This is a genomic window from Streptomyces sp. NPDC059567 (assembly GCF_042735655.1).
In the GTDB taxonomy this organism is placed as follows: domain Bacteria; phylum Actinomycetota; class Actinomycetes; order Streptomycetales; family Streptomycetaceae; genus Streptomyces.
In genome coordinates this window covers 12,551-23,645 of sequence record NZ_JBHWBS010000116.1, presented here as the reverse complement: position 1 = coordinate 23,645, position 11,095 = coordinate 12,551, and the positions used below count along the sequence as shown (strand labels likewise).

The following is an 11,095-nucleotide window of genomic DNA, read 5'->3' as shown; positions in this document are numbered from 1 at the left end:
ATTCCGCCCCGGGCGCCGTCTCCGGCTCACAGGTACTTCTTCAGCTCCCGCCGGGCCAGCGACCGCTGGTGCACCTCGTCCGGGCCGTCCGCCAGCTTCAGCGTCCGCGCCGCGGCCCAGAGTTGGGCCAGCGGGAAGTCCTGCGACACCCCGCCCGCGCCGTGCACCTGCACAGCCCTGTCGATGATGTCGACGACCGCGCGCGGGGTCGCGATCTTGATGGCCTGGATCTCCGTGTGCGCGCCCCGGTTGCCGACGGTGTCCATCAGCCAGGCGGTCTTGAGGACGAGCAGGCGCAGCTGCTCGACCGTCACCCGGGCGTCGGCGATCCAGTTCTGCACGACCCCCTGCTGTGCGATCGCCTTGCCGAAGGCGGTACGGGACACGGCCCGGCGGCACATCAACTCGATCGCCCGCTCGGCCATGCCGATCAGCCGCATGCAGTGGTGGATCCGGCCCGGGCCGAGGCGGGCCTGGGCGATGGCGAAGCCGCCGCCCTCCGCGCCGATCAGGTTCGAGACCGGGACGCGCGCGTCGTGGAACAGCACCTCGGCATGGCCGCCGTGGGAGTGGTCCTCGTAGCCGTACACCTGCATCGCCCGCCGCACCTCGACACCGGGGGTGTCGCGCGGGACGAGGACCATCGACTGCTGGCGGCGCACGTCGGCGCCCTCCGGGTCGGTCTTGCCCATCACGATGAAGATCTTGCAGTCGGGGTTCATCGCCCCGGAGATGTACCACTTGCGGCCGTTGAGGACGTACTCGTCGCCCTCCCGCGTGATCCGGGTCTCGATGTTCGTCGCGTCGGAGGAGGCGACCTCGGGCTCGGTCATCGCGAACGCCGAGCGGATCTCGCCGGCCAGCAGCGGCTCCAGCCACTGCTTCTTCTGCGCCTCGTCGCCGAACTGGGCGAGCACCTCCATGTTCCCGGTGTCGGGGGCGGCACAGTTGAGGGCCGTGGGGGCCAACTCGGGGCTGCGGCCGGTGATCTCCGCCAGCGGCGCGTACTGGAGATTGGTCAGCCCCGCTCCGTGCTCGGCGTCGGGCAGGAAGAGGTTCCACAGGCCCTGGCGGCGGGCTTCGGCCTTCAGGTCCTCGACGATCTGCGGGGTGTCCCACGGCGAGGCGAGCAGCGCCCGCTGCTCGTGCGCGGTCTGCTCGGCGGGGTAGACGTGCTCGTCCATGAAGGCGAGCAGCTTCGCCCGCAGCTCCTCGGTCCGTGCGTCGAATGCGAAGTCCATGGCGGATCAGCCTTCCTGAAGGGTGGTGAGGCCGTGCTCGATGAAGACGGGGACGAGTTCGCCGATGCGGTCGAAGCCGGCGCCGACGGTCTGGCCGAGGGTGTACCGGTAGTGGATGCCCTCCAGGATCACGGCGAGCTTGAACCAGGCGAAGGCCGTGTACCAGGAGATGGCGGAGGTGTCGCGGCCCGAGCGGGCGGCGTAGCGCTCGATCAGCTCGGCGGGCGTGGGGTGGCCGGCGGCCGTGGCGGTCGTGCTGACGGGGGAGTGCGGGACGTCGAGCGGCGCGCTGTACATCGCGAGCAGGCCGAGGTCGGTCAGCGGGTCGCCGAGCGTGGACATCTCCCAGTCGAGGACGGCCTTGATGCGGTCGTCCTCGCCGATCAGGACGTTGTCCAGGCGGTAGTCGCCGTGGACGACGGTCGGGGCGGGCGAGGCCGGGAGCGCACGGCCGAGCGCGGCGTGCAGCTCGTCGATGCCGGCCAGCTCGCGGTTGCGCGAGGCGTCGAGCTGCTTGCCCCAGCGGCGCAGCTGCCGGTCGAGGAAGCCGTCGGGCCGCCCGAAGTCGCCCAGACCGACCTCCGCCGGGTCGACGGCATGCAGGTCGACGAGCGTGTCGACCAGGCCGAGGACGGCCTCGCGGGTGCGCTCGGGGCCGAGCGGGGCGAGCTGCTCGGCCGAGCGGTACGGCGTGCCGGCGACGTACTCCATGACGTAGAACGGCGCCCCGAGCACGCTGTCGTCCTCGCAGAGCAGCACGGGCTCGGGGACGGGCACGGCCGTGCCGTGCAGGGCGCTGATCACGCGGTGCTCGCGCTTCATGTCGTGCGCGGTGGCAAGCACGTGGCCGAGCGGGGGCCTGCGGACGACCCACTGCCCGGTGCCGTCGGTGACGACGTATGTGAGGTTGGACCTGCCGCCCTCGATCAGCCGGGCGGTCAGCGGGCCGCCGACGAGTCCGGGCCGCTCGCGGTCGAGGAATCCGCGCAACTGCTCGGGATCGAGACCTGGCGGCTGGACTGCGCTCATCGTGTGTACCTCCGGGGACGCGGGGCGGGTCGGCGTTCATGATGACCGACCAGTCGGTATGTCGTCCAGGGTTCGGAGGGGAAAGCGGTGTCGGCGGTCTGGTCTTCGGTCGGACCCGTGAATAGGGTTCACATATGAATCCAGAGCTGTTCGTCGAGGAAGTCCGGCTGACCCCGATCCTGATCTCCGATCCGCCTCTGCTCAACACCCAGGGTGTGCACCAGCCCTACACGCCCCGGCTCGTGGTCGAGGTCGTCACGCGTGGCGGTGTCGTCGGCCTCGGCGAGACGTACGGCGATACGAAGTACCTGGACCTCGCACGACCCCTGGCCGAGGCGCTTCCCGGCCGTTCGGTCACGGACGTGAATGGCCTGTTCTCGCTGGCCGCGCAGGTGTGCGGTGACTCACGGGCCGTCGACGACCGGGTCGACGCGGGCGGTCTGCGCGGGGTCCAGACCGCGGACAAGCTCCGGCTCTCCGTCGTCTCGGCCTTCGAGGTCGCCTGCCTGGACGCCCTGGGCAAGACCCTCGGCCTGCCCGTCCACGCCCTCCTCGGCGGCAAGGTTCGCGACTCCGTGGAGTACAGCGCGTACCTCTTCTACAAGTTCGAGGGAACGGACGACTGGGGAGCGGCCCTCGACCCGGCGGGCATCGTCGAACAGGCCCGCCGCTTCGACCGGACGTACGGCTTCCGCTCCTTCAAGCTCAAGGGCGGCGTCTTGCCTCCCGAACAGGAGGTCGCCGCGATCCGCGCCCTGGCCGAGGAATTTCCCGGCCGGCCGCTCCGCCTCGACCCGAACGGTGCCTGGTCGGTCGAGACCGCGCTGGAGGTGGCGCGGGAGCTGAAGGACGTCCTGGAGTACCTGGAGGACCCGGCGACCGGTACGGACGCGATGGCCGAGGTCGCCGCCCGCGCGGACGTGCCGCTCGCGACGAACATGTGCGTCACGACCTTCGAGGAGGTCCCCGAGGCCTTCGCCCGCGACGCGGTACGGATCGTGCTCTGCGACCACCACTACTGGGGCGGCCTGCACCGCACCCGGGAACTGGCCGCGCTCTGCCGCACGTACGGCGTCGGGCTCTCCATGCACTCCAACACTCACCTCGGCATCAGTCTGGCCGCGATGACCCAGGTCGCCGCGACCCTGCCCCACCTCGACCACGCCTGCGACACCCACTACCCCTGGCAGACCGAGGACGTGGTCACCACCCGCGCCACCTTCCACGACGGCCGCCTGACGGTCTCCGACACCCCGGGCCTCGGCGTCGACCTGGACCGCGAGGCCCTGGCCGCCCTCCACCGCCGCTGGCTGGACGACGACGGCACCCTGCGCAACCGCGACGACGCGGCGGCGATGCGGCGGTTGGACCCGACCTGGAGCGCGTAAGGCGTACCCCGGGTCGGGGAGGGCTCGGGCGCCACGAGGCCCTGCGTCCGCGTGTGGCCCGCGTGGCCCTGCGCTTACCGTTGGCCCTCGGTGTGCCGCGTGGCCCACGGCGTCACGCGTGGCAGGCCACCGGCACGCCCCCGTTCATCGCCGCCATGTCGCCGAAGACCACCGCCGCGTCCAGTGGGGATCCTTCGGGCAGCCCGTCCAGCTCCGCGTACGCCCGGTGCAGGTTCGCCACCAGCCGCTCGCTCTCCCGCCAGGCCGCGAACTCCCCGAGGTCCGCCCGGCGGGCGGTCTCCAGCGGCGTCGCCCCCTTCGCGTGGCCCTCGCGCGCCAGCTCGGCGACCCAGCGCAGATAGCGCTCCGTCGCGTCGTACGCCGACGGGTCGGTGACCCGACCGTGCCCGGGCACCACCGTCGGCGCGTCCAGCGCGCGCAGCACGCCCAGCGCCCGCAGCGAACCGGACAGCGAACCCATCGGCAGGAACGGCGTCCCACCGTGGAAGACCAGGTCCCCGGTGAAGACGACGCCCTGCTCCGGGAGATGGACGATCGAGTCGCCGGTCGTGTGCGCCGGCCCCGGGTGCAGCACACGCACCTCCAGATCACCCACGTACAGCGTCAGCCGCTCGCTGTACGTCAGCGAGGGCGGCTCCACCGCGACCTCGCCGAAGTCGGTCTGGGGCCAGAGCAGATGGAGCTGACGCCCGGCCGCGAGCTGTTCCACCCGGCAGTTGTCGTGCCCGACGATCCGAGCCTCCGGCAGGAACACCCCGTTGCCGTAGGTGTGGTCACCGTGGTGGTGCGTGGAGACGATGGTGCGGGGGAGCGGCAGCCCCTCGGCGAGGACCGCCTCGCGCAGCAGCCGCGCCCGCCGCTCGGTCGCGGCCGTGTCCACGAGCAGCGTCTCGTGGGCGTCGCCCACGAACCCGGCGTTGTTCAGGCACCAGCCGCCGTCCGGCTGGACGAAGGCATGCACGTGCGGCGCGAGGCGGACGACATACGGATCGGTGACGGACAAGGAATCCCCCCGGACGTGAAGGACGGGCCCGACTGGCAAGGGCAGGGAGACAAGTGTGCCTGCCGGTCGGGCCCGTTCAGGGGAAGTTCAGTGGTCGTCCCAGTGGTTGCCGTGCGCCGCGTGCCGATGCCCGTCGTGGACGTAGTCGACGTGGTCCCCGTGCGCGACGGCCGTGTGCCCGCACTCCGGCCCGTGCGTGTGGTCGGGGTGGGTGTGCGCGACGTGCGACGTGGGCTCGCACTCGTCCCAGTGCCCGGCGTGTTCGCGGTGCAGGTGCCCGTCGTGGGCGTAGTCGACGTGGTCCCGGTGCGTGACGGCGGTGTGTCCGCACGACGGGCCGTGCGTGTGCGCGTGGGTGGGGTGCTCGTGGTGGAGAACGGTCATGGCATCGCCTCTGTGAAGGGATATGACCACCCCAGGCTAGTCCGAAATGCCCGTCTCGTCCCTGTATCGACCTGGGCTTCGGCCCACGCGTCGCCGCACCCCCGACCCGCTCTGCCGGGCCAATCCGGCTTGCGGGGCGCGGGGGGCGACGTGATCGTTCGGGGTATGAAGGCGATCAGCTACAGCCGCTACGGGGGACCCGAGGTGCTCGAGTACGGCGAGCGGCCCGACCCGAAGGTCGGGCCCGACGACGTGCTCGTCAAGGTGCGGGCCGCCGCGGTGAACCCCGTCGACTGGAAGGCACAGGCCGGCTACCTCGACGGGATGATCGACGCCGTCTTCCCCGTCATCCCCGGCTGGGACGTCTCCGGCGTCGTCGTCCAGCCCGGGGTCTCGGTCACCGAGTTCACCGTCGGGGACGAGGTCATGGGCTACGTCCGCGAGGACTTCCTCGCCCGCGGCACCTTCGCCGAGTACGTCGCCGCCCCGGTCCGTACCCTCGCCCGCAAGCCGCGCACCATGAGCTTCGAGGAGTCCGCCGCCCTGCCGCTGGCCGGACTGACCGCCTACCAAGTACTCCACCAGGCCCTCGCCGTCCGCTCCGGCGAGACCGTCCTGGTGCATGCGGCGGCGGGCGGGGTCGGCTCCATGGCCGTCCAGATCGCCCGCCACCTCGGCTGCCGGGTGATCGGCGCGGCGCGCGAGGCGGGCCAGGAGCGGATCAGGGAGCTGGGCGCGGAGCCGGTCCTGTTCGACGAGAGCACCTTCGTGGCGCAGGTCCGCGAGCTGGCGCCGGACGGCGTGGACGCGGTCTTCGACACGATCGGCGGCCCGTTCCTCAAGCTCACCCCCCGGGTGCTGGCCCCCGAAGGCCGCCTCGCCTCGATCGCCGACGGCGAGGTCATCGGCCTCGGCGGCCGCTACTTCTGGGTCCGTCCTGACCCCCGTGACCTCGCCGCGCTCGCGGAGCTGGTCGAGGAGGGGGTGCTCTCCGTACGGGTCGCCCGGAGCTTCCCGCTGGAACAGGCGGCCGACGCCCAGCGCGCCAACGCCGAGGGCGGCCTGAGCGGCAAGGTCGTGGTCACGGTGGAGTGGCCCGACTAGCAAGGCCCCAGAACCCGGCGAAACCCCGGATCGAGCCCCCGGCGCCCGTCAGAGAGCCCCCGCGCCCGCCAGAGCAGCCCCGCGCCCGCCGGAGAGCCCCGCGCCCGCCGGTGAGCCCCCGCGCCCGCCGGTGAGCCCCCGCGCCCGCCGGTGAGCCCCCGCGCCCGCCGGTGAGCCCCCGCGCCCGCCGGTGAGCCCCCGCGCCCGCGCCAGAGCCCCCGCCGTCCGTCAGAGCACCACCGCGCCCGCCGGAGAGCCCCCGCGCCCGCGCCAGAGCCGCCGTCCGTCAGAGCACCACCGCGACCGCGAATGCCGCCAGCGCGATCGTGCAGACCGTCGCGAGCAGCGCGCCCCGGTGCGAGAGCGGACCCGGCCGAGCCGCGTCCAGGGCGTGGATCCGGCGGTGGGCGACGGCCAGGAACCCCACCCAGACCAGTGCCGACAGCGCCGCGCCCGCGACCCCGGCTGCCGTGATCTCGTCACTGATCGCCGCCTTCGCGGCGAGCACGGCCACGACCGTGCAGGTCAGCGTCGTACGCCGCCACGCGAGCCGCGTCCGCTCCGGCTGCAGCCCCGGGTCCCGGCCCGGCGTCGTCGGCTGCGTCACCGCCCGGCCCAGCCGAAGACGATGACCACCACCATCGCCAGCGCCACCACGGCCACCGCGAGACTCAGCACCGTCGGGAACCGTGACACCGGCAGGTCCTCGCCGCGCCGCATCGCGCGCTCGCACCGGACCCAGTGGTTCACCGCCCGGAGCGCGCACAGCACGCCCGCGCCGAGCAGCGCCAGCGAGAGCCCGACCCGTACCCCCCAGCGCAGATCGGGCAGGAACTGGTCGACGGCGAAACCGCCGCCGACGAGCGCCAACGCGGTCCGGATCCAGGCGAGGAAGGTGCGCTCGTTGGCGAGCGAGAACCGGTAGTCCGGAGTCTCGCCCTCGTCCCGGATCCGCTGCGGCGCGAACCACAGCCGCAGACTCTGCACGAAGTCACTCACCCGGGAACCTTAACCGCGGTGCGCGCGCAGTCGTTCAAAGGCCGCCAGGCCGTCCGGGACCCAGGTCCACTCCCCGAGCCGCTCGACCACCTCCGCCTCCGGCAGGAAGGCATGCCAGGCGACCTCCTCCACCTGGGGGCGCACCGGCAACGTGCAGCGCACCTCGTAGACGGCGGACCACCACTTCCCCACGACGCCCCCGGAGTCGTACAGGAAGCGGAACAGCGGTTCCGGCCGAGGCAGGCCGGTCACGCCCAGTTCCTCCTCGGCCTCGCGCAGCGCGGCCTCGTCGTACGACTCGCCCGCGCCGACGACCCCGCCGACGAACATGTCGTACAGGGACGGATAGACCAGCTTCGACGGCGTGCGGCGGTGTACGAAGATCCGGTCCTGGGCGTCCCGTACCTGGATGAAGGCGCAGCGATGGATCAGGCCCCGCGCGTACACCTCGGCGCGCGGGGCCTGTCCGACCACCTCGTCGTCCTCGTCGACGACGTCCAGGATCTCTTCGGCGGGGTTCGTCACCCCGCCATGAAATCACCGGCCGGTGCGACGCGTCCTCACTGGCCCATCACGTACTTGACCGTCGGACCGGTCGTCCAGCCCCCGTCCACGGCCAGCTCCGCGCCCGTCATGTACGACGCCGCGTCCGACAGCAGGAAGACGACGGCGCCCGCGATCTCGGGCGCCTCACCGACCCGCCCCATGGGGGTGTTCGGGTACTTGCCCTCGCCGCGCTCGATGCCGACGACCGCCGTCATCGGGGTGTACGTCATGCCGGGGTGGACCGAGTTGACGCGGATCCCCGCCGTGCCCAGCTCCACCGCGCCGATCTTCGTCAGCCCGCGTACGCCCCACTTGGAGGCGCCGTAACCCGCGGTCAGGGCGAGACCCATCAGACCGGCCGCCGAGGAGATGTTGACGATCGAGCCGCCGCCTGCCTCCTTCATCGCCGGTATCGCTGCCTTCATCCCGATGAAGACGCCTGTCAGATTGATGTCGAGCACCTTGCGGAAGTTCTCGACGGACTCGCTCTCCAGGAACGCGCCGCTGGCGATCCCCGCGTTGTTGACCAGACCGTGCAGACCTCCGAACTCGGCGACCGCGTACGCCACCGCCGCGGCCCACTCCTCCTCGGAGGTGACGTCGTGGTGGAGGAACCGCGCCCGCTGGCCCAGCTCGGCCGCGGTCGCCCTGCCCTCCTCGTCCAGCACATCGGTGATCACGACGTTCGCTCCCGCGGCGACGGCCTGCCGTGCGGCCTCGGCGCCCAGCCCGCGGGCACCGCCGGTGACGAGGACGGTCCGGCCGGTGAGGTCGTGGAGGCGGGTGGGCGCGGGGACGGCGGTGGGCTCGTTCATGGAAGGTCCTCTCGGATCGCGGGCAGCGGAGCCCGGAGCAGGGCGGTGGTGGTCTCGACGAGATCGGCGAGGAAGAGCGCCTCGTTCGTGAGCGGTCGGGTGCCGTCGAGGTGCTGCCTGGCCCGGTCGGCCATGGCCGCGCCGACGACGGTGAGCGCCAGGTCGAGGCGCTCCAGGCGCAGCGGCTCGGGCAGCGCGGTCAGACAGGCCTCGACCCGCTCGATCAGCCGCCAGTACACGGTGCCGTCGAGCGTGGGATGGGGGGTGCGGGTGCGGACACCGCTCTCATGGCTGAGCTGCGCGGAGATCCGCAGGCAGCGCAGTCCGCTCTCGGTGCGCAGCTCGCTCGCCTCGGCGGTGACGAGGGCGCGGATCAGCGCGTGCGGTTCGTCGGCCGCCGCGGCGAGGAGAGGGGCGAGGACCTTCTCCGTACGGCGCTGGCGGCCGGCCATCACCGCGTCGAGGAGGCCGCCGCGGGAGCCGAAGTGGTACTGCACGGCCGAGGGATTGCTCTGTCCCGCCAAGGCGACGATGTCGCGGAGCTGGGCGCCGTCGACGCCCTGGGCGGCGAAGATCTCCTCCGCCGCGCGGATCAGCTTGTCCCTGGTCTCGGGTCCCGATGTCCTCGCCATGCACTCATATTAATGCTTGGCATTAGGAAGCGGGAGAGGCATGCGCGGTCCGAACTGTTGACTCGATACATCCGTGTATCCAAGATTCGGTCCATGTCGTACGACGCTGATGTGATCGTGATCGGAGCCGGCCTCGCCGGGCTCGTCGCCACCGCCGAACTCGTGGAGGCGGGCTGGAGCGTGATCCTGCTCGACCAGGAGCCGGAGCAGTCCCTCGGCGGCCAGGCCCACTGGTCCTTCGGCGGTCTCTTCCTCGTGGACTCGCCCGAGCAGCGCCGGATGCGGATCAAGGACAGCCATGAGCTCGCCCTCCAGGACTGGCTCGGCACCGCCGGGTTCGACCGCAAGGAGGACCACTGGCCGCGGCGCTGGGCGGAGGCGTACGTCGACTTCGCCGCGGGCGAGAAGCGCAGCTGGCTGCACTCCCGCGGCGTGCGCTTCTTCCCGGTCGTCGGCTGGGCCGAGCGCGGCGGGTACGACGCGAACGGGCACGGCAACTCGGTGCCCCGCTTCCACATCACCTGGGGCACCGGCCCCGGCCTCGTCACCCCCTTCGAGCAGCGGGTGCGCGAGGGCGTCGCCCGGGGCCTCGTCACCTTCCGCTTCCGCCACCGAGTCACCGGCCTCGGCCGTACGGCGGGCGCCGTGGACACCGTCAGCGGCGAGATCCTGGAGCCCTCCACCGCCGAGCGCGGCACCGCCAGCAGCCGGGAGGCCACCGGCACCTTCGAACTCCGGGCCCAGGCGGTGATCGTCACCTCGGGCGGCATCGGCGGCAACCACGATCTCGTCCGCACGCAGTGGCCGGACCGGCTCGGCACCCCGCCCGCGAAGCTGCTCTCCGGCGTGCCGGCGCATGTGGACGGGCTGATGCTCGGCATCACCGAGGCCGCCGGGGCCCACCACATCAACCGCGACCGGATGTGGCACTACACCGAGGGCATCGAGAACTGGAACCCGATCTGGGCCAAGCACGGCATCCGCATCCTGCCGGGGCCGTCCTCGCTCTGGCTGGACGCCCGCGGCCGCCGGCTGCCCGTCCCCCTCTTCCCCGGCTTCGACACCCTCGGCACGCTCGAGCACATCATGAAGACCGGGTACGACCACACCTGGTTCGTGCTCGACCGGCGCATCATCGGCAAGGAGTTCGCCCTCTCCGGCTCCGAGCAGAACCCCGATCTCACCGGCAAGTCGGTCCGGGACGTCATCGGCCGGGCCCGCGCGGACGTGCCGGGGCCGGTGAAGGCCTTCATGGACCACGGCGTCGACTTCGTCGTGGAGAAGGACCTGGCCGCCCTCGTCCGGGGCATGAACGCCCTGACCGACGAGCCGCTGATCGACGAGGCGGAGCTGCGCCGCGAGATCACCGCCCGGGACCGGGAGATCGCCAATCCCTTCACCAAGGACCTTCAGATCACGGCTATCCGGGGCGCCCGCAAGTACCTGGGCGACAAGCTGATCCGTACGGCGTCCCCGCACCGGATCCTGGACCCCAAGGCCGGCCCGCTGATCGCCGTACGCCTGAACATCCTCACCCGGAAGTCGCTCGGTGGCCTGGAGACGGATCTGTCGTCGCGGGTCCTCAAGGAGGACGGCGAGGTTCTGGAAGGGGTGTACGCGGCGGGCGAGGCGGCCGGGTTCGGCGGCGGAGGCGTCCACGGATACCGGTCCCTGGAGGGGACCTTCCTCGGAGGCTGCATCTTCTCGGGCCGCGCGGCGGGCCGGGCGGCGGCGAAGGCGGTCGGCTAGACGGCGCGTCAGGCGCGGCTCGGGGTCAGGCGCGGCTCGGGGTCAGGGCCCGGCGGGTCAGGGCCGAGGCCCGGCGGCTCGGGTGGCGGGGCGCGCGCGGGGCCCCCCCAAACCGCTACCCCCGACCCCCACCGCCCGCCGGCCCTCTAGCGCACGACCCTCGGCGACGGGGCGGGGGGGCGCG

Annotated in this window: 12 protein-coding genes; 3 read left to right on the top strand and 9 right to left on the bottom strand. The window is 72.3% G+C overall.

Going from position 1 to position 11,095, the window contains the following annotated elements; genetic code table 11:
* Window positions 1-26: 26 nt before the first annotated feature.
* Both ACFVZW_RS32945 and ACFVZW_RS32940 read right to left on the bottom strand, forming a co-directional pair.
* A complete protein-coding gene (locus tag ACFVZW_RS32945; RefSeq protein WP_384529218.1) occupies window positions 27-1,241 on the bottom strand; it encodes an acyl-CoA dehydrogenase family protein in 1,215 nt (404 codons plus the stop codon).
* Window positions 1,242-1,247: 6 nt separating this feature from the next.
* Complete coding sequence (locus tag ACFVZW_RS32940) at window positions 1,248-2,270, bottom strand: phosphotransferase family protein (RefSeq protein WP_384529215.1); 1,023 nt, start codon at window positions 2,268-2,270, stop codon at window positions 1,248-1,250.
* Between the two features lie 134 nt (window positions 2,271-2,404).
* Between ACFVZW_RS32940 and ACFVZW_RS32935 the strand changes: the two genes are divergently transcribed.
* Window positions 2,405-3,658: a glucarate dehydratase family protein gene (locus ACFVZW_RS32935; RefSeq protein WP_384529212.1), complete on the top strand. Its 1,254-nt coding sequence runs from the start codon at window positions 2,405-2,407 to the stop codon at window positions 3,656-3,658.
* A 112-nt stretch (window positions 3,659-3,770) separates the two neighbouring features.
* Here the strand turns inward: ACFVZW_RS32935 and ACFVZW_RS32930 are convergent, their stop codons facing one another.
* Together ACFVZW_RS32930 and ACFVZW_RS32925 are read right to left on the bottom strand one after the other, a co-directional pair.
* Complete coding sequence (locus ACFVZW_RS32930) at window positions 3,771-4,682, bottom strand: MBL fold metallo-hydrolase (protein WP_384529209.1); 912 nt, start codon at window positions 4,680-4,682, stop codon at window positions 3,771-3,773.
* 87 nt (window positions 4,683-4,769) lie between these two features.
* A complete protein-coding gene (locus tag ACFVZW_RS32925; RefSeq protein ID WP_384529207.1) occupies window positions 4,770-5,066 on the bottom strand; it encodes a hypothetical protein in 297 nt (98 codons plus the stop codon).
* 165 nt (window positions 5,067-5,231) lie between these two features.
* On the opposite strand from ACFVZW_RS32925, the gene ACFVZW_RS32920 reads away from it, so the two are divergent.
* Window positions 5,232-6,170, top strand: coding sequence for an NADP-dependent oxidoreductase (locus tag ACFVZW_RS32920; RefSeq protein ID WP_384529204.1), 939 nt, complete (start codon window positions 5,232-5,234; stop codon window positions 6,168-6,170).
* 286 nt (window positions 6,171-6,456) lie between these two features.
* On the opposite strand, the gene ACFVZW_RS32915 is transcribed toward ACFVZW_RS32920, so the two are convergent.
* The 5 genes from ACFVZW_RS32915 to ACFVZW_RS32895 are packed head-to-tail and all read right to left on the bottom strand — an operon-like array spanning window position 6,457 to window position 9,162.
* Entirely contained in the window at window positions 6,457-6,777 is a 321-nt protein-coding gene (locus ACFVZW_RS32915; RefSeq protein ID WP_384529201.1) for a DUF202 domain-containing protein, read from the bottom strand.
* A complete protein-coding gene (locus ACFVZW_RS32910; protein WP_383561129.1) occupies window positions 6,774-7,169 on the bottom strand; it encodes a YidH family protein in 396 nt (131 codons plus the stop codon). The genes ACFVZW_RS32915 and ACFVZW_RS32910 overlap by 4 nt, the downstream gene beginning before the upstream one ends.
* 9 nt (window positions 7,170-7,178) lie before the next feature.
* Window positions 7,179-7,694 (bottom strand): NUDIX domain-containing protein, encoded by a 516-nt coding sequence (locus tag ACFVZW_RS32905; RefSeq protein WP_384529198.1) that lies wholly within the window; start codon window positions 7,692-7,694, stop codon window positions 7,179-7,181.
* 35 nt (window positions 7,695-7,729) lie between these two features.
* Window positions 7,730-8,530, bottom strand: a complete 801-nt coding sequence (locus ACFVZW_RS32900; RefSeq protein ID WP_384529195.1) for a glucose 1-dehydrogenase — start codon at window positions 8,528-8,530, stop codon at window positions 7,730-7,732.
* Window positions 8,527-9,162: a TetR/AcrR family transcriptional regulator gene (locus tag ACFVZW_RS32895; RefSeq protein ID WP_384529192.1), complete on the bottom strand. Its 636-nt coding sequence runs from the start codon at window positions 9,160-9,162 to the stop codon at window positions 8,527-8,529. Before ACFVZW_RS32895 ends, ACFVZW_RS32900 begins: the two co-directional genes overlap by 4 nt.
* 93 nt (window positions 9,163-9,255) lie before the next feature.
* Between ACFVZW_RS32895 and ACFVZW_RS32890 the strand changes: the two genes are divergently transcribed.
* Window positions 9,256-10,911, top strand: coding sequence for an FAD-binding dehydrogenase (locus tag ACFVZW_RS32890; RefSeq protein WP_384529189.1), 1,656 nt, complete (start codon window positions 9,256-9,258; stop codon window positions 10,909-10,911).
* The last annotated feature ends 184 nt before the right edge of the window (window positions 10,912-11,095 follow it).

Coding starts and splice junctions, on each gene's coding strand:
- ACFVZW_RS32935 (WP_384529212.1), top strand. CDS start 2,405: ATGAATCCAGAGCTGTTCGTCGAGGAAGTCCGGCTGACCCCGATCCTG.
- ACFVZW_RS32895 (WP_384529192.1), bottom strand. CDS start 9,162: ATGGCGAGGACATCGGGACCCGAGACCAGGGACAAGCTGATCCGCGCG.
- ACFVZW_RS32890 (WP_384529189.1), top strand. CDS start 9,256: ATGTCGTACGACGCTGATGTGATCGTGATCGGAGCCGGCCTCGCCGGG.
- ACFVZW_RS32940 (WP_384529215.1), bottom strand. CDS start 2,270: ATGAGCGCAGTCCAGCCGCCAGGTCTCGATCCCGAGCAGTTGCGCGGA.
- ACFVZW_RS32945 (WP_384529218.1), bottom strand. CDS start 1,241: ATGGACTTCGCATTCGACGCACGGACCGAGGAGCTGCGGGCGAAGCTG.
- ACFVZW_RS32900 (WP_384529195.1), bottom strand. CDS start 8,530: ATGAACGAGCCCACCGCCGTCCCCGCGCCCACCCGCCTCCACGACCTC.
- ACFVZW_RS32925 (WP_384529207.1), bottom strand. CDS start 5,066: ATGACCGTTCTCCACCACGAGCACCCCACCCACGCGCACACGCACGGC.
- ACFVZW_RS32920 (WP_384529204.1), top strand. CDS start 5,232: ATGAAGGCGATCAGCTACAGCCGCTACGGGGGACCCGAGGTGCTCGAG.